The organism is Flavobacterium agri, assembly GCF_013401995.1.
Classification (GTDB): domain Bacteria; phylum Bacteroidota; class Bacteroidia; order Flavobacteriales; family Flavobacteriaceae; genus Flavobacterium; species Flavobacterium agri.
Genome location: NZ_JACBJI010000001.1, coordinates 112160 through 137858, shown reverse-complemented (window position 1 = coordinate 137858; position 25699 = coordinate 112160). Strand labels below are relative to the sequence as shown.

Below are 25699 nucleotides of genomic sequence, written 5' to 3'. Positions count from 1 at the left end.
CCACATCCGCTCTTGCACTTGAGCACTAATTTCCGTACTTTCGCACTGCAAAAAATAGTCAACCATGAAATACGACATTATAGTTTTAGGAAGCGGACCGGGCGGTTATGTTACGGCCATCCGCGCGTCTCAACTCGGTTTCAAGACCGCTATCGTTGAAAAGGAAAGCCTGGGCGGCATCTGCTTGAATTGGGGTTGTATCCCGACGAAGGCATTGCTCAAATCGGCACAGGTTTTCGACTACCTGAAACACGCATCCGATTACGGTTTGACCGTGACGGCTTTCGACAAGGATTTCCCTGCGGTCATCAAACGTTCACGCGGTGTGGCCGAAGGTATGAGCAAAGGCATCGATTTCCTTATGAAGAAAAATAAGATCGACGTCATCAAAGGTTTCGGAAAAGTGAAACCAGGCAAGAAAATCGATGTGAAGGCCGAAGACGGAACCACTACAGAATATTCCGCAGACCATATCATCATCGCGACGGGCGCTCGTTCACGCGAATTGCCGAATTTGCCGCAAGACGGTAAAAAAGTGATCGGTTATCGTCAGGCGATGAATTTGCCCGAGCAACCGAAATCGATGATCGTCGTAGGTTCGGGAGCTATCGGGGTTGAATTCGCACACTTCTACAACTCTATGGGAACCGAAGTGACGATTGTGGAATTCATGCCGAACGTCGTTCCTGTCGAAGATGAAGACATCTCGAAACAATTCGAGCGTTCTTTGAAGAAAAACGGCATCAAAGTAATGACGAATTCGTCCGTGGAGCGCATCGACACTTCCGGAAACGGCGTGAAAGCGTTCGTGAAAACGGCAAAAGGCGAAGAGACGCTTGAAGCGGACATCTTGCTTTCGGCTGTCGGAATCAAGACCAACATCGAAAACATAGGTCTTGAAGAAGTCGGCATCGCGACGGACAGAGATAAAATCCTCGTGAACGATTGGTACCAGACCAACATTCCGGGTTATTACGCGATCGGTGACGTCGTTCCGGGGCAGGCTTTGGCACACGTCGCTTCGGCCGAAGGAATCACTTGCGTCGAGAAAATCGCAGGTCTTCACGTAGACAAGATCGATTACGGAAACATTCCGGGCTGTACGTATGCGTCTCCCGAAATCGCTTCAGTCGGACTTACCGAAAAACAAGCGAAAGAAAAAGGATACGAACTCAAAATCGGGAAATTCCCGTTCACGGCATCCGGAAAAGCGAAAGCTGCAGGAACGCCTGACGGTTTCGTAAAAGTGATTTTCGATGCGAAATACGGCGAATGGCTAGGTTGCCACATGATCGGAGCCGGCGTTACCGATATGATCGCCGAGGCTGTCGTGGCGCGTAAACTCGAAACCACAGGTCACGAAATCATCAAATCGGTCCACCCGCACCCGACGATGAGCGAGGCGGTTATGGAAGCTGCTGCCGACGCGTACGGTGAGGTGATTCACTTGTAAGCAATAATCCAAATAGAAAAATCCGCCCATTTATCGAGGCGGATTTTTTTGTTTTAGGCAACTATCCCTAACTCTTGAGCTTATCTTACAAGTTGCAGAGTTTCCAATTCACCCGTAATCTTCTCGACTTCTTCCGTACTTAAACTTGCGCGCATCGCCCTTGCATTTTGTACGGCTTGTTCGGCGTTTCTGGCTCCGGCCAAAGCGATCGTGATTCCGGGTTGTTCGATCGTCCACAACAAAACCAGTTGTCCTAAAGTCAATCCTTTTTCGTCGGCTAGAGGTTTGATTTTTTGCAGAAAATCATTGGTGCGTTTGATGTTCTCGTCCTTGAATTGCCACAAGTTTTTACGGTGGTCGCCTTCGTTGAATTCCTGACCGGGTTTCATTTTACCAGTTAGCAAACCGCGATCCATCGGGCTATAAGCCAAAATCCCTTTCTCGTTCTCGAGGCAATACGGCACGGTTTCCTTCTCGATTTCGCGCCTGAGCATCGAAAACGGCACTTGGTTCGAAGCCAATCGCACGTATTTTTCGGCTTCTGCCATTTGGGAAACGCTGTAATTGCAGACGCCCGCATAACGAACTTTTCCGTCTTTGATCAATTTGTCGACGGCCTTGAACGTTTCTTCAATCGGCGTCGTCGAATCGGGCCAATGGATCTGGTACAAATCGATGTAATCGGTACGCAAACGGCGCAGGCTATCCTCGCATTCCTTGACCACGCTTTCGGCTCCGGCGTATTTGTAGATGTCAATGTCCTTGCCGAAGTTGTTCTTGCTCTTCATCGCGAAGTCGCCTTTGGCCAAATCCCATCGCATCCCGAATTTGGTAAGCAGATATACTTGGTCGCGCGGCAATCCCATGACGGCCTCGCCTACGACTTCTTCGCTGAAGCCTTGTCCGTAAATCGGTGCGGTATCTATGGCATTTACGCCTTCGTCGAAAGCGGCTTCGATGGCTTTTATGGCGTCGTTCGATTCGTTTCCGCCCCACATCCAACCGCCTGCCGCCCATGCGCCGAACGTGATTGCGGATAAATTGAGATCGGTCTGGCCTAATTTTCTGTATTTCATTGTTGCTTGTCTTTCGTTTTACCTAATAAATGTACGCAATACAAACAAAAAAGCCACGGACAAAATCCGCAGCCGTTTTTTGATGATGATGATTGAAGCCTCAGTTGTTCAACGCGATTGTCGATTGATTCTGCAAAATGACCATCTGCGCCTGTATCAGGTCGTTGATGGCTTGAGAAACGCGTCTGTCGTCGAGTTTGGAAAGGCCTTCGACTTTTTGCTGTTTAGCGGAAAGCGACTGGTTATAACGCCCGATTTCCGAATTCAGAGCCACGAGTTTCTTTTCGATTTCGGGCGAGCGCGACAGATACTCTCCGGCACTTCCGTCGGTGATCAGGGTCGATTCGCTATCGCGTATTTCGGGAATACCGGTTTCGCATTGCACGAGATAGGTCTTCAATTCTTCGCATGCCTGCAAAATGTTCTTCCCATCGGAAGGCAATTCGGATTTGACAAGGATCGACGTCAGTTTTTCCTGCTCCTTGAAAATGCGTTCGCTTCTGTAGACGGATTCCGTTTCGGCCGCAAAAACTTCCATGCTTGCTTTGGGAGAACGGATCAAAACGAGCAAAAGTGAGCATGCATACAAAATCAAGACCGACGATACGATCGTGTTTACTTTAGTTTCCGGATTTCGTATCCCGCTTAAAAAATAGAACGGCAGGAAAATAAAAACCGTAATGCCCAAAGCGATAATTCCCAACATATTGGCAAAGGGCCAATGCATGATCTTGAAAAGTACGCTAAAGCTGATGCAGATTCCGGCCAATGTACCTATTCCGATGATAACCTTGTCTTTCGTGTTCTGTTTCTCGCGTACTTTGAGCGTAAACAGCAATGGAAGGAATACGAGACTTAGCAAAATGACACCCAAAAAGATGAGTATCGCCGCTCCGGGCCAATGCATGAATTTGAAGATCAATCCGGCGGTGAGCGCCACAGTCGACACCGTACCGGTAAACAACATTAGTTTTTTCATAAAATAATAGTGTTTAAACGTTAGTAATGTGATAGTTTCCTGTTCTATTTCGCGAAGCTCGTCCTTAAAAAAAGTGCGGATGCTGCTTGAATAGAAGGCCTCGAAATCACCATCGGGTTCGAGGCCGTGCTCTACGACGCAACAAACGTGATCCAACAGGTCGTGCTGCAGGCTGACCATCGCGACGCCACGTGCACTGATGTCGTTGCGGATGAATTCTATTTGTTGGTCGGTGAGGTTGTACATGCTTATTTTTATTATTTATTATTATTTTTTATTGGACGCACAGTCAATAAATAATACTAATAATCAATAATTGATCATATCGGTTTCAGGTCCAAAAGAAACTTCATCGTTTCCATAAACTCGGCCATTTCACTGAGTTTTTCCTCGATTTTGGTCTTGCCTTTCGGGCTTAGGCTATAGTATTTGCGGATGCGTTTGCCTATGTATTCGGTCTCCGTAACGACCAAACCGTCCGCTTCGAGCGCGTGAAGTGTCGGATAGAGCGCGCCCTCGGTAATTTGGATCTTATCGAAAGTCAATTCCTTGACGCGTTGGGTGATTTCGTAACCGTACATGCGGCCGTTCGCTTCGAGTTGTTTGAGCACGATGGTTTTGAGCGTGCCTTTTATGAGTTCGGAGGAGAAGATCATTTTATTATTGTTTATTCCTATTATTATTTTCCAACCAAAACTTACGTGCTGGAATTTGAGATTTGTTTTATTTGAACGCAATATACATAAGAATATTATGCATTTGCATTTTGGGTATTATTTTTTTGATTCGATATGTTCAAAATCAATACATTTAAGTATAAAACCATCTTTATGAAATCGTCGTTTCACTTGTCGTTATTGGCTTTGTCATTGTTGATGATAAGCTGTGAGCCATCCCGAAAAAAGGATGAAAAAATTTCGGAAGACAAGTACCAGCCGCAAGAATATGTGAAAGTCAAGCATCCGGAATGGAGCAAATCCGCGACGATCTACGAAGTCAACATAAGACAATACACCAAAGAAGGCACGTTCAAGGCATTCGAATCGCATTTGCCTAGATTGAAGCAAATGGGTGTCGATATCGTCTGGCTCATGCCGATCCATCCGATCGGGGTCGAAAAGCGAAAAGGCACGCTCGGAAGCGAATATTCGATAAAAGATTATTACGGCGTGAATCCCGAATTCGGCACGAAAGAAGATTTCAGGCATCTAGTAAACAAAGTGCATTCTATGGGCATGCACATCATCATCGATTGGGTCGCGAACCATTCGGCTTGGGACAATACGCTTGCAAAAGAGCATCCCGATTGGTATTCCAAAACGCCCGAAGGCAACTTCCAGCCTACGCCGTGGTACGATTGGGATGACGTGATAGATTTCGACTACGATCAACCCGGATTGCGCCAATACATGACCGAAGCACTCGTCTATTGGGTCAAAGAATTCGACATAGACGGTTACCGTTGCGACACGGCAGGCTTTATCCCGACCGATTTCTGGAACAACGCGAGAGCCGAAATGGATGCCGTAAAACCCGTCTTCATGCTAGGCGAATGGGAATCGCGCGATTTGCATGAATATGCGTTCGATGCGACGTATTCCTGGTCGCTTTGGAATGCGATGACGGCCGTGACCAAAGACGGAAAAGGCATCGGCCAGCTTGTGGAGTACCTCGCCCACGACGAAAGCACGTTTCCGAAAGGCGGCTATCGCATGCTGTTTACCGACAACCACGACAAGAATTCCTGGGAAGGCAACCAGATCGAAAATTTCGGGCCTGCACTCAAAGCTTCGATGGTTTTGTGCGCAACCATCAACGGCATGCCGCTTTGCTACGGCGGACAGGAAGCCGGGCTCGACCGTTCGCTCAAATTCTTCGACAAAGACGAAATAGACTGGTCGAAATTGCCGTATGCGCCCCTATACAAAACGCTTTTCGACCTCAAACACAAGAACAAGGCGCTTTGGAACGGAAACGACGGCGGTCACATGATTAGGATCTACAACGACAAACTCGATAAAGTCATTTCGTTTTCGCGCACCAAAGACGACAACCACGTGATTTCGGTCGTGAATTACAGCAAAGAAAAAGTAGCGGTGAAACTCGATTCGAAATACCAGAAAGGGAAATACAAAGACGTGTTTTCGGGAAAGGAAATCGAGTTGAAAGGCGACGATGTTTTTGAATTGGAAGCTTGGGGCTATCTCATCCTTGAGAAATGAACTATTTCTCGATCTCCCGAACCGCCTCCACGACCAGCTTGCCAAAATCAAGCAATTCTTTTGACACATTCGGCCATTTTCCAAAATAGACATCCAGCGAAAACGTACGTGCAAATTGATCGTTACCAAACGAAAAAAGAACGGACACGGCATCTTTTCCGCCCGCGACGTAAAATCCTGGGGCAGGTTTCGAAAGCACATCTTTCGGAAAAGCCTTCCACAAAGTCCTCGCGACATTCTCCTTATTATCCGGAACGCGGCTGCCTTTGAACCTATAGCCTTTATACCCGTCACGATATGACTTTTCACGCGCATCGACGAACAAACCCTGATGGGTGACTTTGTAGATTCTTTGGGTATTGTAGTAGTCGCTATGGTCAAATAGACCGAAAATCAAGTAATCCGACGCCTTTTCACTCACTTTGTTATGCGAAGCGAAAAGCTGGCCGTCAATGTTCAGGTTTTTATCGAAACCTTGAAGGTCTAAGGCTGGCAGACTTTTATTGTTCACTCCAAGATTCGAAATATGTCCTTTTTTGAGCAAATCGAAAATCTGACCGATGATCGTGCTTTCGCGCACCGTATAAATACCCTTGCTTCTGCCATGAGCCGAATAACACATCCTCCATTCTCCGTTCAAAGGCGCGTAAGTGAAATTCGCCCATGGTTTTCCGTCCGGGAATTTTCGGTCGCAAAAATCGATGATCGTGTTTTGGACTGAAAGCGAGGCGAGTAAACCAGAGATGTCTTCCCTGGAAAATTTGCTATCCAAATGAATGGTATTGCGCTTTCGGAAAAGAAAACCCAACCAACGCATCAGATCGCTTTCAACGCGTCCACTAAAATATCGATGTCTTCTTCAGTATTGTAATGGCTCAACGAAATCCGCAACGACGGTTTGCGTATGTCGTCATCGGTGAGCATCTCGGCCAAAACGTGTGAAGGCTTCGCACTACCCGACTGGCAAGCGCTTCCTCTGGATACCGCGATGCCTTTCATATCGAGATGGAAAAGGATCATTAGCGTTTTTTGTTCGTCCATCGGCAGGCATACGTTAAGGATGTTGTAGAATCCATTTTCGCGGCTTCCGTTTACCTTAATGTTAGGAAAAGTTTTCGTCAATGATTCGATTGCAAAATTCTTCAAACCAGCGATATAACTTCTGTCACTTTCCAAATTGGTGTAAGACAGCTCGAGTGCCTTGGCCATACCCGCGATATTATGCACGCTTTCGGTTCCTGGACGGATTCCTTTCTCCTGTTCGCCTCCGAAAACCATCGGATTCACGACAAGCCCTTTTCGGATGTACGCAAAACCGACTCCTTTCGGCCCATGGAATTTATGCGCGCTTGCCACGGCAAAATCAACCGGAAGTTCCTTGAAATTGAATTCGGTCTTGCCGATCGACTGGACCGTATCCGAATGGAAATACGCGTTATGCAGGCGACAAATATTGCCTACTTTAACCAAATCGAGAACCGTTCCCACTTCGTTGTTGACGTGCATGAGCGAAACCAAAGTCGGTACGCCGTCCGAAAGCAACTCTTTAAGCTGGGCCAAATCGACAGCGCCATCGTTGCCGATATTGAGGAATTGGACGTCAATCGAAAATTCATGGCCAATATGTTCGACGGCTTCCAGAACCGCATGATGCTCGATTTTTGTACTGATGATGCGCTCGACCTTGAAATCGACGACCGCGCTTCGTATGATCCAGTTGTTGGCTTCGGTCGCGCCCGAAGTGAAGATGATTTCCTGGGCCAAACACCCGAGATTGGCGGCAATCGACTTGCGCGAGGTTTCGATGATGCTCTTGGCGTGGCGTCCGACGCTATGTGTCGATGAAGGATTTCCGTAGTCTTCCGAAAGCACTTTGGTCATTTCCGCGACCACTTCAGATCGCAATTGCGTGGTGGCGGCATTGTCTAAATAAACGGTTTTCATTTGGGATGGTCTTGTTTTATTTGGCGGGAAAAATGCTGATGGCCGTTCCGCCTCCGGCCGCGAGATTCAGGTTGATTTTTGATTTGGAATCGACCTCGATCGTTTTGATCGCATACGATTTCGGGTTCTTTTCCCAGTCGGCGTCTTTGCCGTCTTCATAAATCGTGGCTTTATATTTTTTGCCTGTCGGAAGGAAATCGAGAAAAATGGTTGATTTCCTCGCATTCTCATCGGTGATCGCCCCTACGAACCAAGCGTCTTTGCCTTTAGCCTTTCGAGCGATCGTAACATAATCGCCGGGCTCGGCCTCAAGGATTTTGGTATCGTCCCAATCGGCGGCGACATCTTTTATGAATTGGAAAGCATCCTGATGTTTTTCATAGTTTTCAGGTAAATCGGCGGCCATTTGGATAGGCGAATACATCGTCACATAAAGCGCGAGTTGCTTGGCCAATGTCGTATGGATCTGTTCTTTTTTGGACGGTTCGTAAGCCGACATCTTGATTTCGAAAATTCCCGGCGTATAGTCCATCGGACCGCCAAGCAAACGCGTGAACGGCAAAATGGTTTCGTGCATCGGCGGATTTCCGGTCGACCAGGCGTTGAATTCATTTCCGCGTGCGGCTTCGGCAGAAACATAGTTCGGCCAAGTCCTGTGGACGCCCGTCGGACGTGACGATTCGTGCGAATTCACCATGATCTTTCTCTCGGCGGCGCGCTGCACGACCCAGTTGAAATGATTGACCATCGTTTGCCCGTCGTGCCACTCGCCTCTTGGTATGATACGCCCGACATATCCGGTCTTCACGGCTTTGTATCCGTACTTTTCCATAAAATCGTAGGCGCGGTCGAGCCGTCTTTCGTAATTCGAAACCGAACCCGACGTTTCGTGGTGCATGATGATCTGCACGTTTTTCGATTTGGCGTAATCGGTGACTTCCTTGACGTCGAAATCGGGATAAGGCGTCACGAAATCGAACACTTCCTCTTTCCAGTTGCCGAACCAGTCTTCCCAACCGACGTTCCAGCCCTCTATGAGCACGCCGTCGAATCCGTTATTCGCTGCAAAATCGATGTATTTTTTGGCGTTTGCAGTCGTCGCTCCGTGTTTCCCTGTCGGAATCATTACGCCAGGCTGCGCGTTTTGTGCGTTTTGCGATCCGGCATAATCCCAAGTCGATTTCCCCACGTGCATTTCCCACCAGATCCCGACGTATTTGATCGGTTTGATCCACGAGACATCGGAAATTTTGGACGGATCGTTCAAATTGAGGATCATACGCGAACCGACGATGTCTTTGGCGTCATCAGAAACCATTACGGTTCGCCACGGCAATTTGCAAGGCGTTTCGAGATAGGCAAGATCGCCAATCGCATTTGGCGCCAAATCGGCACGGAACGAGAAGGTTTTAGGATTCAGGTTCAAATGCATCACCGGATAATTAATCACGGCCGCTTCGAAAATGTTGATGTACAGACCGTCTTTGGTTTTCATCATCAATGGCGATTGTACGCGTGTCTGTTCCATCGGGCCTTTGAAACCGATGCCGTTGCTGATCTGTGATTGGTCGCCGTTGATGGCCGAAAGCGGAGTTTCGCTGTACACGTATTCCTGGCTGTCGAAATCGCCCGGAATCCAGAATGCCTTGTGGTCGCCCGTGAGGTTGAATTCGGTGACTTCTCGCGTTACTTTGAAATATTTCCAGCGGTATTGGTTCGGGAATTCGTATCGAAACGCCAATCCTTCGTCGTACAAACGGAAAACGATGTTCATTTTGCGCTCGGTTGTCGTCTGCAAAAGCTGCACTTTAAGCTCGTTGTAATGGTTGCGGATGCGCGACTGCTCGCCCAGAACCGGTGTCCAGGTTTCGTCTCCGGTGGCTGTCTCGGCTTTTATCGTCTTAAAATCGGATTCGAGAGCTTGCGGCCGCTCGAGTGTCAAACCCAACAAGCTTTGCTCGATTACGGGACGTCCTTTATACGTCAACGTATAGGTCGGTTTTCCATTGTCGACAAGCTTGAACTCGAGCTGTATCTGTTTGGAAGGCGAAAGCAGCGATTGGGCAGATGCGGCGGTTCCCATGAGCAGCGTCAGTATCAGTTTTTTCATCGGGATGTGCGGGTTACGAAGGATAGCAAAGATACCTAATATCGGTTAAAATTGTTCTAATAGTCATCACGCCTCGCATCGGCAAACCAAAAACGTTTATTTTTGCTCAAAATTGACGTTATGAAAAGAATTATTGCGGTGTTGTTTTTCGCTTTTTTGCTCAACGGATGCGACGATGGCGACCTTATTTCAGATGAGATCGACTTTGCCGATATCGCAACCGACCGTTGTACTACGTCCAATAGGGATATTCTTTACAAACTCAACGACCGCGATGTGCTGATCCTGCAGATCCCGAACCTCGACGCCGTGTTACCGAACATACCAACAGCAGAAGGAGGAACACCTACAACACTCGCCATCAATAACAGCACGATCCGTCTGGTTTACCGCGTTTTCGACGGCGAACCAACCGACAATAACGTCTGTGCGAGCATACAACCCGCAAATCCTTCGGTGATCGAAGAGTGGAACGCCATACAGGGAACAATAGAGATTACGACCGTTGCGATGAAATCTGCGAATACGACAGAAGGTTACGCGGGTGGTGAAAAAATCACTGCGCTGCGCCATGCCATCGTGATCCGCAACGTGACCTGGCAGACACCGTCGAACCAGATCATCGACCCGACGATCGAATTCGGATATTACGACGACGAAGACTTTATCGCGCCGGCACTCAACGCTTACGGTACCGAAGCGCTCAAATGCGATCCGAACCTTATCTACAAAAAAGACGCGCGCACTTCGTTCACGATCGATATCGATCAGGCATTGCTGGACAACACTATTCTGAATACCCCTAAAACCGGCCTTATCAGTCAAACCACAAACAAAGTGACCTTTAGGCGTTTTGCGGAAGGCACCGATTTGGGCGCATCTACTTTCGATTTCTGCGCCGATTATCCGCCATTGATCCCATCAGCGACCGAGGTTTGGACGGCAGACGACGGGGTTTCCGGACTCAGTGGCATAATCGAGGTGACCACGACACAGATCGGCGGCGGGTTCGTACACAGTATCCGCATCAAGAACGCGACGCTGAGAAGAAGCGACAATGCATTCTCGTTCAAGATCGCCGACGACTTGCTTTACGGCGAACTCAGCGAAGACTGATCAATAATTTTGTTTGAAATAGACTTCGGTGGCGCCTTGACCGTACTTTTGGAAATTGGCGTCGCGAAAATCTATGCCGTCATATCTGCCCAATAGAAAGTCGAGTTCCGACTTGAGGATACCTTCGCCGACGCCGTGTATGAAAACGATTTTCGGGATGCGGTTCTTTACCGCAAAATCGAGGTGACGTTTGGCGGTTTCCATTTGGATATTGAGAATGTCGAAATTGGACATGTGGCGAAAATTCTTGACGAGTTTCTCTATGTGCAGATCGAATTCTGGAGGCGGAATTTCGCCTTTTATTTTTTTGTCGGCGACATCGTAACGCTTTTTGGGCGCGTCCTTTTCAGATTTTATCTTTTGTGAATTAAAACTTCCGATTTGAGATCGTAAGTTATTGGAATCATTTACTTTAATTAACTCATTGACAAAATAAGTCATCTGAAATCCATCGGTAGTTTCTATAGTTACGACCCCGTTTTCGACCTTTAAGACGACGCCTTCGAACGCATCGTCGAGAACCGAAACCTTATCCCCTTTTTGAAACGTCGTCGTCATTTTCGTCTTTGTGTTTTGATGGCAATTTCGAACTGAACTTCATGATTCCGAACATAAAAATCGCAACGGCCACAGCCATTATTATCGGGCTCGGTTTTGGTTTCGATTGTTCGTAAAAGGCCAAACCTACGGCGGCCAAAATCAGCAGAAGCATCCAGTTTTTCATAGTAGAATAAAAATCCAAAAGTACGCAAGTTAACCCGGCAAAAGTAAATTCGTCAACGCAAAACACCATAAAAAAATCCGCCATTTGGCGGACTCTTTTACTTTTCGAATGCTTTCAAGGTTTTCGTGATGATCGAAACGCAGTCGAGCAACTGTTCCTCGTTCATGACCAAAGGCGGTGCGAACCTGATGATGTTGCCATGCGTCGGCTTGGCCAAAAGACCGTTGTCGCGCAAAGACATACAGATATCCCAAGCGGTCGAACTGTCTTCGCTGTCATTGATCACGATCGCATTGAGCAATCCTTTACCTCTGACCAAGGTCACGATATTCGATGTCTTGATGTACTCGCCTATTTTTTCACGGAACAAACGCCCTAAATATTCGGCATTCTCGCTCAAATTCTCGTCCGTAACCACTTCAAGTGCCGCAACGGCGACAGCGGCGGCGATCGGATTACCACCAAAAGTAGAACCATGCTGGCCTGGTTTGATCACGTTCATGATCTCGTTATTCGCCAAAACGGCCGAAACCGGATAGACACCTCCGGAAAGCGCTTTCCCAAGGATAAGCACATCCGGCTTTACGTTTTCGTGATCGACCGCGAGGCGTTTACCCGTTCTTGCTACACCGGTTTGGACTTCATCGGCGATGAACAGGACGTTGTGCTTTTCGCAAAGCGCCTTGGCTTTTGAAAGGTAACCTTCGGCAGGAACGTAAACTCCAGCTTCTCCTTGGATCGGTTCGACAAGGAAACCGGCGATATTTTTAGAAGATTCGAGCGCCTTTTCCAAAGCCTCGATATCGTCGTACGGGATTTTGATGAAACCTGGCGTGTACGGCCCGAAGTTCTTGCGCGCGCCTTCGTCGTTAGAAAACGAGATGATAGTCGTCGTACGCCCATGGAAATTGCCTTCGCACACGATGATTTCAGCCTGTTTTTCTTCTATTCCTTTGACTTCATACGCCCATTTACGGCAGATTTTGAGTGCGGTTTCTACGGCTTCGGCACCGGTATTCATCGGCAACATTTTGTCGAATCCGAAATATCCGGTAAGGAATTGCTCGTATGGACCGAGTTTGTCGTTGTAAAACGCTCTCGAGGTAAGCGTCAGGGTTTGGGCTTGATTGATCAATGCACCGATGATTTTCGGATGGCAATGTCCTTGATTCACTGCCGAATAGGCCGATAAAAAGTCGTAATAACGCTTGCCTTCTACATCCCATACATACACACCCTCGCCTTTGTTCAATACGACGGGCAACGGATGATAATTATGGGCTCCATATTCATTTTCCAACCCCATGAGGGCTTCCGATTTTGTGGTCTGCAAAACTGACATTCTCGATAATATTTAAATTATTTTGTGCAATTCCTGCTTGTGGAGAGAAATCATCCAATTTTGGTCAAAAATAATGAATAATCCACAAAAAATAAGGGTCGAAATTTTTTACTTTTCAACGAAACCCGAAATCGATGTTAAAACAACGTTCGGCCATTGTAAAATAATAGTGAAGCGATATATTTGAGAAACAACAACAAAGAATCCCTATGAAAAAAATTACCCTTTTGCTGTTCGTAGCGGCATTACCGTTTCTCTCGTGTTCATCGGACGAAAACGACCAAAGAGGCCGCAACATCAAAGCCACTATCGACGGCCAGACGTATATTTTCAATACGCTTGTCGTAGAACAACACCCATATAACGAGAATGGGTTTGAATATACCGACGTGGAAATTACGGGTTCGATCAACAACGACCCTTCACGCACAATTTCCATCGTAGTCATGGAAGGTGCGACAGGACACGACGCAAGTTGGTATTTCGCGCATTTCCACGAAGAAGAACCTTTCGTAAAAGACGAACACTTCATTACGCACGTAACCGAGAGCGACAACAATTACATAAAAGGGACTTTTTCGGGAACGCTTGTCTCTACCGAGGACGGAAGCACCCAAACCATTACCGACGGTTCGTTCGAAGTCACGTATAATTAAAACACAAACAATAAAAAAGCCCCGTTGTATTACGGGGCTTTTCATTTTTATACCAATTTCGCGGTCGAGGTGATTTTGGCATTGAAGAGTTTCGAAATCGGACAATTCTTTTCGGCTTTTGTGACGAGCTCCTGGAATTTCTCGTCGGAAATACCTTCAATCTTCGCAGTCAGGTTGAGTTCGGAACTTACGATGGTTCCGTCCTGTAAGTCAATGTCGCAACGCGTTTCGATAAATTCGATATTGTGTCCTTCCTGTGTGAGGAAAGCCGAAAGCTGCATCGTGAAACAGCCCGCGTGCGCCGCCGCTACCAATTCTTCGGGATTCGTGCCGACGCCTTCTTCAAAGCGCGTTTTGAACGAATACTGTGTGTTGTCGAGCGTTTTGCTCTGTGTCGTCAATTTGCCCGCTCCGTCTTTGAGCGATCCTTGCCATACGGCGGTTGCGTTTCTTTTCATGAGGTTTCGTAGTATTTATATTCCTTAATTGTTTATTATTTATTTTTTATTGCGTCAGACTTCTGGTGTTGCGAAAAGTATCCTGAAAGTTGCGCCTTTATTAGGTCCTTTGCTTTCGGCCAAAAGTTTGCCTTCGTATTTTTCGATTATTTTCCGACACAAATACAGGCCGATTCCGGTTGACGGTTCGCTCTCGGTCCCTTTCCTAGCCATAGGCGTGAATTTGCGGAACAACGCATCGGCTTTATCGGGGTCGAATCCTACACCTTCGTCGGAAATACTGATCAGCGTCTTGACCTTGTCTTCATGAAAATTGAGCCTGATACAAGAACCTCTTTGCGAAAACTTGATCGCATTGTCGAGCAGGTTGACCAAAACGCGCATCAGCAATTCGAATTCGACCGCGAGCTGGATGTGTGAAACGTTGTGGTCGACCACGAGAGCCAAAGCCTTCTTGGAAAGTTCGTTTCCTCTTTCTTTATTGAGGATTTCCAGTATTTCACTGATCGCGAACATGCGCAGTACGGGAACTTTTCTCGATATTTCTTCCTCATCTTTGATCAATCGGATGAAATTCTCAAGAAAGTGGAATTGCTGTTGTGTCGAATCGACAATCAACCCCGCATATTCATTGACGGAAGGATTCTCGGTTTCCTCAATTATCAATTTGGCCAATGCCTGTGAATTCACGGCGAAATTGCGCAAATCGTGCGACAGCAGATAAATCAGGTCGAGCTTTTCACTGCCCATATCGTGGTTTTCCTCTATGGTGCGTTGCACGTTGGCCATAAGAATACCGGCTTCGTCGTGGTAACTGCGCGGCAAACTTGGCATGATGCCTTTCGTGCGATATTCCTCGAGTTGATGCGCGGCCGTACGCACGGGCCACGTCAATCTTCTGAGCAAAATCAACGTAATGGCCGTCGCCAAAAGCGTCATCACAAGCGTGAACAGCAAAATGATTTCAGGTTCTTCGCGCACGTTCGAAAACAGTACGAAAAAAATCAGTCCGATCAACGGGATGTGTATTCCAAAAAACGCTACAAATAAGAACTTGAACGCATAGCTTTTCCTAAGAAAACCAACTGAGGATAGTTGTTTGTACAATCGCATAGGCAGATAAAGGGCTTTTTGCCGAAACGGCTGCTCTAATTTAGATTAAATCTACAGACAAGGCAAATTTATCTTAGACTTGATGCGAAACTTTACATATCCATAATAAATTGTCAATTGCCCGCCATCAAACCTCAATTGTGATTACTTTTGCGCCATGGCAAGAAAAACCAAAGACAAGATCGTCTTCGAAAACATAGAAGTGCTCGACGCGGGAGCCAAAGGGGTTTCGGTGGCCAAAGCGCCCGACGGAAAAGTGATTCTCATACCGAATGTCGTTCCCGGCGACGTCATAGACGTGCAGACTTTCAAGAAACGCAAAGCCTATTACGAAGGCAAGGCCGTCAATTTCCATGCGCTTTCCGAACATCGCGTAGAACCTGTGTGCGAGCATTTCGGTTCTTGCGGAGGTTGCAAATGGCAGAATATGGATTATTCGCGACAATTGCATTACAAAGAAAATGAGGTTTTCAATCACCTGAAACGCATCGGAAAAGTGGAATTGCCCGAATTCGAGCCGATTTTAGGTTCCGAAAAGCAATTCTTCTATCGCAACAAAATGGAGTTCTCGTTCTCGAATTCGCGTTGGCTAACCCAACAGGAAATCGCCTCGACTACAGATTTGGACGACCGCAACGCTCTTGGTTTCCACATTCCGAAAATGTGGGACAAGATTCTTGACATCCATAAATGCTGGTTGCAGGAAGATCCGTCGAACGACATCCGCAATGAAATAAGGAAATTCGCGATAGAAAACGATTTGCCGTTCTTCGACCCAAGAAACCACGACGGATTGCTCAGGACGTTGATGATACGAACCTCGTCGACAGGAGAAGTGATGGTTCTCGTACAGTTTTTCGACGACAACAAGCAGCAACGCGAACTGTTGCTCGACTTTGTTTCGGCGAGATTTCCGCAGATCACGTCCTTGTTATATGTCGTCAACCAAAAACAGAACGACACGCTTTACGATCAGGACGTCAAAGTCTACAAGGGACGCGACCATATTTTCGAGGAAATGGAAGGCTTGACGTTTTCGATCAACGCCAAATCGTTCTATCAGACGAATCCGTCGCAAGCCTACGAATTGTATAAGATTACGCGCGATTTCGCCGGATTGACCGGAAACGAGCTCGTATACGATTTATATACCGGAACCGGAACCATCGCCCAATTCGTCTCGAAAAAAGCGCGCAAGGTAATCGGCGTGGAAAGCGTACCCGAAGCGATCGCCGAAGCCAAGGAAAACGCCAAACGCAACAACATCGACAACTGCGAGTTTTTCGTGGGCGATATGAAAGTGGTGTTCAACGACGCGTTCATTGCACAACACGGGCATCCCGACGTGCTGATTACCGATCCGCCTCGAGACGGTATGCACAAGGACGTCGTCGAGCAGATCTTGAAGATCGCGCCTCAAAAAGTCGTTTACGTGAGCTGTAACTCGGCCACGCAGGCACGTGATTTGGCATTGATGGATGCGGCTTACAAAGTGGTTCGCGTTCGTCCGGTAGACATGTTCCCGCAAACGCACCACGTAGAAAATGTCGTACTTTTGGAAAAACGCTGATCTGATTTTGCTATGAAAAGAATCTTTTGCTGCTGTCTTGTCGTACTTTTTGCCGTATTCCAGGTGAATTGCGAACGCGACGACGTATGCGGCGGATCTACGCCTACTACGCCTCGTATCGTGGTCGAATTCTACGATTACAACAATACGACGCTGGCCAAGAACGTGACCAACATGACGTTGAAGTCTACCGAAACCGATTCGGTACTTACCTACACGGCCACGAACAAAGTATTCGTCCCGCTGAAGACATTCGACACGACAACGACGTATGCGTTTACCATAAACGACGACGAAAACCCGAACACGCTTACGTTTACCGATTCCCTCATGTTCAATTACGCTACCAGAGATGTTTATGTGTCTCGGGCCTGCGGTTACAAGACCGTTTTCGATTTGAGTCAGGACATAGGAATTCCGGCCGTAATTTTGAACAATGGGAATCCGGGCACGTGGATCAGGAATATCGTAATCGACACCCATACCATAGAATTTGAGGATGAAACGCATATACGCATTTATTTTTAGCCTTTTTTGTTGCGCCGCGTCTTTTGCCCAAAAGGATTCGGTAGCCGTCAAGACCGATACCGTCGCGCCTAAATATACCAGGCACGGGCTTCGCGTCGGGGTCGATCTTTTCAAATTGAGCAGAAGCTTTTGGGACGACGATTACCGCGGGCTCGAACTCGTAGGCGATTACCGTCTTACGCGCAATTATTTCCTCGCCGCCGAAATCGGCAACGAAGACAAGACGACCGACGACGACCGCGTGAACTTCACCACGAAAGGCACGTATTTCAAAGTGGGCTTCGATTACAATTTCTACGACAACTGGCTCGACATGGAGAACGTGATCACGATCGGGTTGCGTTACGGCGTGAGTTCGTTCAGCCAAAAACTGAATTCGTACAAAATCTACAATCCGCACAACGATTACGGACAGGAAATCACGATTATCTCGGGAGAGGAATTCAAAGGTTTGTCGGCAAGTTGGGCCGAAGTCGTTTTAGGCATGAAAGCCGAAGTATTGACTAATATATATGTCGGATTCAGCGCGCGTCTCAATTACATGGTTTCCGAGAAAACGCCCGATAATTTCGCGAACCTTTACATTCCCGGATTCCATCGCACCTACGAAGGGAAGTTCGGCGTCGGTATGAATTATACCGTTTCGTATTTCATTCCAATCTACAAGTCGAAAGTAAAAGCCGCCGAAAAAGAAGCCAAACCCAAAAAGAAATGACAGACGTAGAAGCGATCAGAAGTTTTTGCAACAGTCTTGAGAAGGTCACCGAAGACATCAAATGGGGCCACGACCTCGTGTTTTCTGTAGGCGAAAAAATGTTTTGCGTAACCGGTCTCGACCAGACGCCCACTTCCATAACGTTCAAAGTCACCGATGCCGAATTCGAAGAACTCACTTCGGGAGAAATCTTCAAACCGGCTCCATACGTGGCGCGCTACAAATGGGTTTTGCTCGAAGATGCGAATGCGATCGCAAAAAAGGAACTCGAAGCCTACATCACGCAATCGTATGGATTGGTGAAAGATAAACTTCCGCCCAAAATCAAAAAACAACTCGGATTTTTGTAGAAAGGACCGTTACCAGTTCTTCTTCTCAACAATAAGCTTCATCATACCTATCGCGGTTTCATCCAAGTGAGCCAATCTTATTTTCACTTCTGTCTGGAGAATTCCTTTTTCTCCGAAGTCAATCGTCACTACATTATTTCCGAAATCCATCTTGTTGACTTGTGTCACATGGCAATACGGATATTCAGCAGCATACGCCGAAATATCCTTTGTCAAAATGATGGGCAATGACAATTGCTTGAAAAAACTATCTTTTGTGAAACCTAAAATTACGATGGCCGTTTGCGTTAAATAGATATCGCAGCGATTGAATAAAAACTCAGGATTATTCAATCCCCAAGTAGAAGTTGAACTTTTTGTTTGTTCAATGTAGCGTTTGGTTTGCGGTTTTATTTTGTCGATCAACGTTTTATATTGTGCCGCTCTCGTCTTATTGGGTAATTTGAGAAGCAAAAACACAAACACGGAAAAGATCGTAAATCCGATTAAAGGCTCAATCATTTTGATATTTCAGAGAGAATTATGATCACCGGAACTAACTGTTTCTGCAACTGCTTTCTGCTACTGTCACTGCCACTGCCCATACCTACTTCACTTCCCTCAATCCCTTGACGAACAACCACGACATAAAGATCTTCATGCCGTCTTTGGTGCGTACCGCCTGGAATTTGGGCGAAAGTATCGTCGTGGCCACGGCTGCCGTGATCGGTCGCCACCAACCCGACAGATCGGTAAAGTGCTGGATGATGAAATACAACGGGATATACAGGATCGCGAATCCCACGAAATTGTAGATCAAAGCTTTGGTTTGTGGCGTCATTGCTGGAATTTGGCTTTGCGGCTGCCTTCGTACATCTCGTATTTCACAAGACGTGCCTCTAGGCTGCCATTGAACAGTTTGATTTTGCGCGAAGGCTTGAGCCCGACGTATTTCAACGCTTCCAGATTCGCGGTGATGAACCACGCGTTCGTATTCGGATAGGAATTCTTGAGCGTATCCCCAAGTTCACGGTAAAAACGCTCGAGCTGTATGTCGAGCCTTTCCCCATACGGCGGATTGAACACCATGTGCAACGGCCCGTTGTTCTCTTTTTGCGTATCGAAGAAATTGCGTTCGTAAATCTTGACGTAATCCTCAAGGTTGGCGTTGCGGATATTGTCCTTGGCTTTCATTACGGCCGATGGCGCCTTGTCGTAACCCACGATCGCATAATGGAACTCGCGTGTCTTCTTAAGCAGTGAATTCACGATCATGTCGAAAAGCTCGTTGTCCCAATCCTTCCATTTCTCGAAAGCGAATTCCTTTCGGTTGATGTTCGCCGGAACGTTGCATGCAATCATCGCGGCCTCAGCCAAAATGGTTCCCGAACCGCACATGGGATCGAGAAAATCGCTGCGTCCGTCCCAACCCGAAAGCAAAAGCATACCCGCGGCAAGCACTTCGTTTATGGGTGCGATGTTCGTGGCGGTGCGATATCCTCTGTGGTGAAGCGACGCACCCGACGTATCGAGCGAAACATTGCAATCCTCACGCCCGATATGGATGTTGATCCTCAGATCGGGGTGGTTTTTGTCTACGCTCGGACGCTGGCCCGTCTTGTTGCGGAATTGGTCCACGATCGCATCCTTGCACTTTTGGGCGACGAATTCGGAATGCTTGAAATGATCGGAATGCACGGTCGCATCGATCACGAACGTCTGGTTCGCATCGATAAACTCCGACCAGTCGATCATTTGGATGCCTTTATACAGGCTCGCTTCGTTGAACGCTCGGAACTTGTGAATCGGCTTGAGGATTTTCAACGCCGTGCGCAAGGCCAGGTTGGCTTTGTACATGAACCCTTTATCTCCGAAGAAACTTACCATACGCACGCCGGGTTCTACCCTTTGGGCGCCCAATTGTTGTAGTTCCTTGGCCAAAATTTCCTCAAATCCGAAGAAGGTCTTGGCGACCATCGCAAAATTATTTTCCATCCGGAAATCGCTTAAACGCTGCAAAAATAGTCTAAATTTGCAAGACTCAGCCCATACGTACATGCCAAATTCCCACAGCACGACGACCAATGGCGGCAAACCCGAAAACTGGTACGCCTCTTGGTTCGACACGCCTTATTACCATATCCTTTACAAAGACCGTGATTATGCCGAAGCCCAGTTGTTCATGGACAACATCACGTCTTACCTCAATTTGCCTGAAAACGCTAAAATCCTCGATCTGGCGTGCGGAAAAGGACGACATTCGATTTACCTGAATCAACTCGGATACGACGTCACAGGCGCCGATCTGTCTGAAAACAGCATTAACGAAGCGTCGAAATACGCGAATGAAACGTTGCATTTCCAAGTGCACGATATGCGTGAGCCTTGGGAAGAAAAATTCGACGCGATCTTCAACCTGTTCACGAGTTTCGGCTATTTCGAGAGCGACGACGACAATTTCACGACGCTCAAGGCCATCCACGACAGCCTTTCGGAATACGGGTTCGCGGTCATCGATTTCATGAACGTCGACCAAGTGATACAAAATCTCGTGCCGTCCGAAACGAAAAGCGTCGACGGCATCGATTTCCATATCAAACGATACGTCGAGGACAACCACATCGTCAAGGAAATCAAATTCAACGACGACGCCCAGGATTTTTGCTTCTACGAAAAAGTGAAGGCGCTTACCCTGTCCGATTTCGAGTCCATGATGGATCAGGCGGGCATTTACCTGCTCGACGTTTTCGGCGATTACAAGCTGCGCAAATTCCACAAAAACGATAGCGAACGACTAATCATGGTTTTCAAATGATGAATTATCTGCTGCCTTTGCTTTCGGTATTGATCGGATATGCGGTCGCTTTGGTTTTGCGTCCGCAGAAAAAGACCAACCTCAAACTGTTGCTCGCGTTCAGCGGCTCGTTCCTGCTTTCGCTGACGGTGTTGCATTTGTTGCCCGAAGTGTACGAAGCGACTTCGCACTCGCATGAAACAGGAGACGGACACAACCACGGTTTGTCTGTCGGGATTTTTATCATGGGCGGGATTTTGCTGCAGATCGTACTCGAATTCTTTTCGAAAGGAGCCGAACACGGACATGTCCACGGACACGGACATATGAACCAGATTCCGTGGTCGCTTTTCATCAGTTTGTGTCTGCACGCGCTGCTCGAAGGTTTCCCTGTCGGACATCATCACGATCTGGCTTGGGGAATCGCGATCCATCACTTGCCTATAGCGATCATCCTCACGCTTTTTTTCCTCAACGCCGGATTGGACAAGACAAAAGTGTTCGCGTTCATGTTCACTTTCGCGCTGATGACGCCGATCGGCACGTACGCTTCGGTGGCGTTGCCTGGATTGGCGGCTTATTATCCGCAGATTACGGCCGTCGTGATCGGGATTTTGTTCCATATTTCGTCTACGATCATTTTTGAGGCGAGCGAGAACCACAAATTCAATATCGCCAAGATTACGGTAATCGTACTCGGGATTTTGCTGGCGACTTTTCTTTAGCGATTGTTTTCGACGAAGAAGCAACGTTTTGAAGTTCCATCGGCTACATTGCCTATCTTTGTCATTCGCGTAATAAAAAGAATGTCCAACACCTCGGATTCACTATCCCATTCGCGGAATTCGTGCAATTCGCGGCTTAAACAAATTACATGTCCACCGACTTCACCAAAACCACCGAACAATCCTCTAAATACGACTCGCTAGAGCACATGCCCGTTTCGGAATTGTTGCGCAACATCAACAACGAAGACAAAACCGTTCCTTTGGCCGTGGAAAAAGCGCTTCCGCAAATCGAGGCTTTGGTTTCCCAAATCGTGCTCAGGATGAAAAACGGCGGGCGTTTGTTTTACATAGGAGCCGGAACTTCGGGACGTCTCGGCATCGTGGACGCGTCGGAGTGCCCGCCTACTTTCGGCGTGCCTTTCGATTTGGTCAACGGCATCATCGCCGGTGGTGACAAAGCCATACGACGTGCGGTCGAAAACGCCGAAGACGATACGCAACAAGCGTGGATCGACCTTGAGCAAGCTGGCATTTCAGAGAATGATACGGTAATCGGTATCGCGGCATCGGGTACGACCCCTTATGTGATCGGAGGCTTGACCAAATGCAACGAGAAGAATATCCTGACCGGCGGAATTACGTGTAATGCGGGAAGCCCTTTGGCTTTGGTATCCCAATTTCCGATCGAGGTTGTCGTAGGCCCGGAATTCGTAACCGGAAGCTCGCGAATGAAAGCCGGAACCGCGCAAAAATTGGTGCTTAACATGATTTCGACGGCGACGATGATCCAACTCGGACGCGTCAAAGGCAACAAAATGGTCGACATGCAGCTCAGCAATGACAAACTAGTAGACAGAGGCGTACGCATGATTATGGGAGAAATCCCGGTTTCTTACGAAGAAGCGTCCGAAATGCTCGTGAAATACGGAAGCGTGCGCAAGGCCGTAGACCATTACGATCCCAAAAAGCTCGAACTGTAAATTTCAAAAAGGATGGTGCCGATCATACTTGTCCTTTGCCCGGTGCTGTGGATCATTTCTGTATGGATGATCCGGAAATGGCGCTTCCGGAATACGTTCCTGATCGTGAACCTGTTGTTTTTCTTTGCTATGGAAAGTGTATTGCTCACGACCGACGTTATAGATACAGGCCACGACCGCTATGGTTACGCGCGCTACATAGCCGCTTTTTTTGGTGGCTTTTTACATACCGCGCTTGCTTTTGCGATAAGCATCGGCATCAATCTATCACTTGAAAAAAACAACGAAAATGCCGACAGATAAAGACTTACTCAACAAAGGAATCAAATTCCTGGTTTACGCCTTGCCTCTTTTTTTTATCGGGCCGCCCGTGATTTACAACGCGTTCCAGAACCAACAGAACAATTGGCATTATGTGGTTCTTGCCGTCGGGATTACCATGTGTTTCGGTGCCGTTTATTTCGCTTTTCGCGGATTGGCGACGATTGTCAGAAGCATGAAGGACGAATAATTTCGTACCTTAAACCGCTTTCGGATTTTCGATCCTATATACTAAACTGTGATGCTGACCGGGCGCGTCATCTAAAGTACCGAACGAAGTCAGTCCGCATTTTTCAAGGATTTTTATCGACACCGAATGCGAGGGTCTGACGAGTGCGTATATTTCGGACAATCGCAAATCTGAAAATCCGTGTGCGATCGCGAATCGACTTAGTTCGGTCGCATAACCTTTATGCCATGCCGCTTGGTCAAACCTGTATCCCAAATTGAGCCGCAATTGATCGCCGTACATCAGATAAGACAATCCGCCGAAACCGATTATGTGCCCGGAATCTTTAAGCCTGACGACCCAACTTCCGAAATCGCGTTCTTCCCAATGCTGCAGGAATCCGTCGAAACGTGTTCGTGCGGTATCGAAATCCATCGGTCCTTTCGGATTGAAAAGATTGGTCTGCGGATCGGAATTGATTTCGTAGTACCGCGTAAAATCTTCATTGCGCGGCCTGTCGAGTGATAAGCGTTCTGAAAATAGCATACGGATGACGGTTTTACGAATGTATCCTCACCCAATTTTCGATGTTGTCGAGTACCATTTTTTCTGAATCGGGCTGATTCATGCCGCAGTCGTGCCCTTTGCCTTCGAGGGTTATCAGTTTGCTTTCCACATTGGCTTTCTTCAATTCCTGTAACATCAACACCGATTGGGAATACAGTACAAGTTCGTCCTTATCGCCGTGAAACAACAAAGTCGGGATATTGCTGATTCGCGCATACGGACTGATCGCGGTAAACTTCGCATTCGGTTTTTTGTCCTTTTCGTATTTCGAATCGGCGAGCTGCTCGAGTACTTGGGTCAATAGCAGTTTTTCGATATGCTTCTTATTTTCGTCGGTATCGAATTGCGTCGGTCCGCAAAGCACGGCTACAGATTTGACGCCAGCATTTCGCGTATAACTGTACAACATCGCGAGATGTGCACCGGCGCTGATTCCCGAAAAATGGTAACCTTTCGAAGCAAATCCGTATTCTGAAGCATGTGACTGCATATATTTTACGGCCTCGTTTATATCGTCGAGTAAATCTTTAGCATGAACATTTTCATTCACGTAGCGATAATCTACATTGGCTACTACAAAACCACGATCGCGCAAATCACGAGCGGTCTTGTCTGTGTATTCCTTACCGCCCAAACTCCACGCGCCACCGTGCAACATGATCAGCACAGGTGTTTTGGAATCGATTTTGGCAGGCAGGAACAAATCGAGATTTTGTTGTTTGTGCGCGCCGTACATGAGGTTTCGCAAATCCTTTTGGGCGCATCCGGTTGCTCCGAGCGCCAAAAACAATACGATCACGATGACTTTTTTCATTCTATTTCTTATTCATTAGTTTAGACATTTCCTCGGCGAATCGCTTGCCCAGGTCAATATATCCGGCGCTGTCGTAATGCCAAGGGTCAGAATAGGCATATTTGGACGTACTCCTCACGATTGCGGCGTTGGCATCATTACGCACGAATTTTTCCTGCATGGCCCTCACGATATCGCCGAATTTGAATACGATACCGCTTTCGCTATTGCCGGAATCTGAAATTTTACCGATTACTACAGGCAAATCCTTGTCGTTGAACACTTCACGCATCTTATCCATGAGATGTCTGAGGTTGTCGTAATACTCAAAAGCGACCTCTTCCGTAAACGAACCGTCGGCCTCGCCTTGCATCCAGAGAATTCCGGACGGAATGAGTACATCGGTTTTTCCGTCACCGTTTACATCCTTGGCGCTCATTGCATCCTTGACCGTTTTGAGGAAAAAATCGTATTGGTTCGGTTTGGCCGAGTATTCGGGTTCCCAACAACCGAAAGGCCCCGTGGCGAGGCTATCGATTCCCGATCCGTTGCGTGCGTATTTCACCAATGCGATCTTTTCGCCCGGATACAATTCCTTCATCCGTTTTGCGAAAGTCAACTCGACACCGAACCGATCGGAAGGTTTGTTTTCTTTTCCGTCCGAAGAAAAACCGGTTCCGTGGCCCGGTTGCAACTGTTCCCACTTGCCAAGCCCGAGATTGGGTTCGCCGTCGCCTCCGCGGTTTCCGTCGAAAATGTATACATTGGGCATTGGCGATGTCAGTTCGGCAGGCAAGTCCTTGACGTAACCGAATCCTTCCATATTCGATTGGCCACCTAAATAGAACAGTCTGAAAGTATCGTCTTTTGTCGCGGCTGGTTTTGGTTTCCCACTTTGGCAATTTGCAGAATAGGAAACGGATAGCAGCACAAAACTGCTTATAAGAGTTTGGAAAAAGCGCTTGCTGAACATATGCATCCGTTTACAAACGACTATATCCGTTTGCGAACG

Annotated in this window: 30 protein-coding genes; 13 read left to right on the top strand and 17 right to left on the bottom strand. The window is 47.4% G+C overall.

Features of this window, described 5'->3' with window-relative positions; all coding sequences use genetic code 11:
* Positions 1–64 precede the first annotated feature (64 nt).
* Positions 65–1453, top strand: a complete 1389-nt coding sequence (gene lpdA, locus HZF10_RS00715) for a dihydrolipoyl dehydrogenase (protein WP_176004241.1) — start codon at positions 65–67, stop codon at positions 1451–1453.
* 80 nt (positions 1454–1533) lie between these two features.
* Here the strand turns inward: lpdA and HZF10_RS00710 are convergent, their stop codons facing one another.
* The 3 genes from HZF10_RS00710 to HZF10_RS00700 all read right to left on the bottom strand — a co-directional run bounded on the left by HZF10_RS00710 (position 1534) and on the right by HZF10_RS00700 (position 4161).
* Entirely contained in the window at positions 1534–2529 is a 996-nt protein-coding gene (locus tag HZF10_RS00710; RefSeq protein WP_176004240.1) for an aldo/keto reductase, read from the bottom strand.
* 100 nt (positions 2530–2629) lie between these two features.
* Positions 2630–3754: a hypothetical protein gene (locus tag HZF10_RS00705; protein WP_176004239.1), complete on the bottom strand. Its 1125-nt coding sequence runs from the start codon at positions 3752–3754 to the stop codon at positions 2630–2632.
* 74 nt (positions 3755–3828) lie between these two features.
* Positions 3829–4161 (bottom strand): PadR family transcriptional regulator, encoded by a 333-nt coding sequence (locus tag HZF10_RS00700; RefSeq protein ID WP_176004313.1) that lies wholly within the window; start codon positions 4159–4161, stop codon positions 3829–3831.
* A gap of 177 nt (positions 4162–4338) precedes the next feature.
* Between HZF10_RS00700 and HZF10_RS00695 the strand changes: the two genes are divergently transcribed.
* Positions 4339–5730, top strand: coding sequence for an alpha-amylase family glycosyl hydrolase (locus HZF10_RS00695; RefSeq protein ID WP_176004238.1), 1392 nt, complete (start codon positions 4339–4341; stop codon positions 5728–5730).
* Between the two features lies 1 nt (position 5731).
* On the opposite strand, the gene HZF10_RS00690 is transcribed toward HZF10_RS00695, so the two are convergent.
* The 3 genes from HZF10_RS00690 to HZF10_RS00680 are packed head-to-tail and all read right to left on the bottom strand — an operon-like array spanning position 5732 to position 9784.
* Positions 5732–6502, bottom strand: coding sequence for a hypothetical protein (locus HZF10_RS00690; RefSeq protein WP_176004237.1), 771 nt, complete (start codon positions 6500–6502; stop codon positions 5732–5734).
* Positions 6503–6546: 44 nt separating this feature from the next.
* Positions 6547–7674, bottom strand: a complete 1128-nt coding sequence (locus HZF10_RS00685; RefSeq protein ID WP_176004236.1) for a cysteine desulfurase family protein — start codon at positions 7672–7674, stop codon at positions 6547–6549.
* A gap of 16 nt (positions 7675–7690) precedes the next feature.
* A complete protein-coding gene (locus HZF10_RS00680) occupies positions 7691–9784 on the bottom strand; it encodes a glycoside hydrolase family 97 protein (RefSeq protein WP_176004235.1) in 2094 nt (697 codons plus the stop codon).
* A gap of 120 nt (positions 9785–9904) precedes the next feature.
* Between HZF10_RS00680 and HZF10_RS00675 the strand changes: the two genes are divergently transcribed.
* The gene (locus HZF10_RS00675; RefSeq protein ID WP_176004234.1) at positions 9905–10900 is read left to right on the top strand and encodes a hypothetical protein; all 996 of its coding nucleotides are present in this window, start codon (positions 9905–9907) and stop codon (positions 10898–10900) included.
* On the opposite strand, the gene HZF10_RS00670 is transcribed toward HZF10_RS00675, so the two are convergent.
* From HZF10_RS00670 to rocD, 3 genes are all read right to left on the bottom strand, one after another.
* Positions 10901–11458, bottom strand: coding sequence for a Smr/MutS family protein (locus HZF10_RS00670; protein WP_176004233.1), 558 nt, complete (start codon positions 11456–11458; stop codon positions 10901–10903).
* Positions 11430–11624: a hypothetical protein gene (locus tag HZF10_RS00665; RefSeq protein ID WP_176004232.1), complete on the bottom strand. Its 195-nt coding sequence runs from the start codon at positions 11622–11624 to the stop codon at positions 11430–11432. The genes HZF10_RS00670 and HZF10_RS00665 overlap by 29 nt, the downstream gene beginning before the upstream one ends.
* Positions 11625–11721: 97 nt before the next feature.
* On the bottom strand, positions 11722–12966 hold the full coding sequence (rocD, locus tag HZF10_RS00660) for an ornithine--oxo-acid transaminase (RefSeq protein ID WP_176004231.1): 1245 nt from the start codon (positions 12964–12966) through the stop codon (positions 11722–11724).
* 209 nt (positions 12967–13175) lie between these two features.
* On the opposite strand from rocD, the gene HZF10_RS00655 reads away from it, so the two are divergent.
* A complete protein-coding gene (locus tag HZF10_RS00655) occupies positions 13176–13622 on the top strand; it encodes a hypothetical protein (RefSeq protein WP_176004230.1) in 447 nt (148 codons plus the stop codon).
* A 47-nt stretch (positions 13623–13669) separates the two neighbouring features.
* Here HZF10_RS00655 and HZF10_RS00650 read toward each other — a convergent pair whose 3' ends face one another.
* Together HZF10_RS00650 and HZF10_RS00645 are read right to left on the bottom strand one after the other, a co-directional pair.
* Positions 13670–14080, bottom strand: a complete 411-nt coding sequence (locus HZF10_RS00650; RefSeq protein ID WP_176004229.1) for an OsmC family protein — start codon at positions 14078–14080, stop codon at positions 13670–13672.
* A 54-nt stretch (positions 14081–14134) separates the two neighbouring features.
* Positions 14135–15097 (bottom strand): sensor histidine kinase, encoded by a 963-nt coding sequence (locus HZF10_RS00645; RefSeq protein ID WP_176004228.1) that lies wholly within the window; start codon positions 15095–15097, stop codon positions 14135–14137.
* A gap of 253 nt (positions 15098–15350) precedes the next feature.
* Here HZF10_RS00645 and rlmD point away from each other — a divergent pair, with 253 nt between their 5' ends.
* From rlmD to HZF10_RS00625, 4 genes are read left to right on the top strand one after another with little or no spacing between them, the layout of a single operon-like run.
* Complete coding sequence (gene rlmD, locus HZF10_RS00640) at positions 15351–16763, top strand: 23S rRNA (uracil(1939)-C(5))-methyltransferase RlmD (RefSeq protein ID WP_176004227.1); 1413 nt, start codon at positions 15351–15353, stop codon at positions 16761–16763.
* A 12-nt stretch (positions 16764–16775) separates the two neighbouring features.
* The gene (locus HZF10_RS00635; protein WP_176004226.1) at positions 16776–17291 is read left to right on the top strand and encodes a DUF6452 family protein; all 516 of its coding nucleotides are present in this window, start codon (positions 16776–16778) and stop codon (positions 17289–17291) included.
* On the top strand, positions 17263–18006 hold the full coding sequence (locus HZF10_RS00630; protein WP_176004225.1) for a DUF6048 family protein: 744 nt from the start codon (positions 17263–17265) through the stop codon (positions 18004–18006). The genes HZF10_RS00635 and HZF10_RS00630 overlap by 29 nt, the downstream gene beginning before the upstream one ends.
* Positions 18003–18356: an MmcQ/YjbR family DNA-binding protein gene (locus HZF10_RS00625; protein ID WP_176004224.1), complete on the top strand. Its 354-nt coding sequence runs from the start codon at positions 18003–18005 to the stop codon at positions 18354–18356. The genes HZF10_RS00630 and HZF10_RS00625 overlap by 4 nt, the downstream gene beginning before the upstream one ends.
* A gap of 9 nt (positions 18357–18365) precedes the next feature.
* Here HZF10_RS00625 and HZF10_RS00620 read toward each other — a convergent pair whose 3' ends face one another.
* The 3 genes from HZF10_RS00620 to HZF10_RS00610 form a co-directional block, all read right to left on the bottom strand.
* The gene (locus HZF10_RS00620) at positions 18366–18857 is read right to left on the bottom strand and encodes a hypothetical protein (RefSeq protein WP_176004223.1); all 492 of its coding nucleotides are present in this window, start codon (positions 18855–18857) and stop codon (positions 18366–18368) included.
* Between the two features lie 85 nt (positions 18858–18942).
* Entirely contained in the window at positions 18943–19176 is a 234-nt protein-coding gene (locus HZF10_RS00615) for a hypothetical protein (protein WP_176004222.1), read from the bottom strand.
* The gene (locus HZF10_RS00610) at positions 19173–20330 is read right to left on the bottom strand and encodes a THUMP domain-containing class I SAM-dependent RNA methyltransferase (RefSeq protein ID WP_176004221.1); all 1158 of its coding nucleotides are present in this window, start codon (positions 20328–20330) and stop codon (positions 19173–19175) included. The genes HZF10_RS00615 and HZF10_RS00610 overlap by 4 nt, the downstream gene beginning before the upstream one ends.
* Before the next feature lie 61 nt (positions 20331–20391).
* Here HZF10_RS00610 and HZF10_RS00605 point away from each other — a divergent pair, with 61 nt between their 5' ends.
* The 5 genes from HZF10_RS00605 (at position 20392) to HZF10_RS00585 (ending at position 23348) form a co-directional block, all read left to right on the top strand.
* A complete protein-coding gene (locus HZF10_RS00605) occupies positions 20392–21150 on the top strand; it encodes a class I SAM-dependent methyltransferase (protein ID WP_176004311.1) in 759 nt (252 codons plus the stop codon).
* On the top strand, positions 21150–21854 hold the full coding sequence (locus HZF10_RS00600; protein WP_176004312.1) for a ZIP family metal transporter: 705 nt from the start codon (positions 21150–21152) through the stop codon (positions 21852–21854). The genes HZF10_RS00605 and HZF10_RS00600 overlap by 1 nt, the downstream gene beginning before the upstream one ends.
* Positions 21855–22003: 149 nt before the next feature.
* Positions 22004–22837, top strand: a complete 834-nt coding sequence (gene murQ, locus HZF10_RS00595; protein ID WP_176004220.1) for an N-acetylmuramic acid 6-phosphate etherase — start codon at positions 22004–22006, stop codon at positions 22835–22837.
* A 12-nt stretch (positions 22838–22849) separates the two neighbouring features.
* A complete protein-coding gene (locus HZF10_RS00590) occupies positions 22850–23140 on the top strand; it encodes a hypothetical protein (protein ID WP_176004219.1) in 291 nt (96 codons plus the stop codon).
* Positions 23127–23348, top strand: a complete 222-nt coding sequence (locus tag HZF10_RS00585; protein WP_176004218.1) for a DUF6095 family protein — start codon at positions 23127–23129, stop codon at positions 23346–23348. The genes HZF10_RS00590 and HZF10_RS00585 overlap by 14 nt, the downstream gene beginning before the upstream one ends.
* A gap of 9 nt (positions 23349–23357) precedes the next feature.
* Here HZF10_RS00585 and HZF10_RS00580 read toward each other — a convergent pair whose 3' ends face one another.
* The 3 genes from HZF10_RS00580 to HZF10_RS00570 are packed head-to-tail and all read right to left on the bottom strand — an operon-like array spanning position 23358 to position 25660.
* The gene (locus tag HZF10_RS00580) at positions 23358–23873 is read right to left on the bottom strand and encodes a GNAT family N-acetyltransferase (protein WP_176004217.1); all 516 of its coding nucleotides are present in this window, start codon (positions 23871–23873) and stop codon (positions 23358–23360) included.
* A 13-nt stretch (positions 23874–23886) separates the two neighbouring features.
* Positions 23887–24708, bottom strand: coding sequence for an alpha/beta hydrolase (locus HZF10_RS00575; RefSeq protein WP_176004216.1), 822 nt, complete (start codon positions 24706–24708; stop codon positions 23887–23889).
* A gap of 1 nt (position 24709) precedes the next feature.
* Positions 24710–25660 (bottom strand): sialate O-acetylesterase, encoded by a 951-nt coding sequence (locus HZF10_RS00570; RefSeq protein ID WP_176004215.1) that lies wholly within the window; start codon positions 25658–25660, stop codon positions 24710–24712.
* Between the last annotated feature and the right edge of the window lie 39 nt (positions 25661–25699).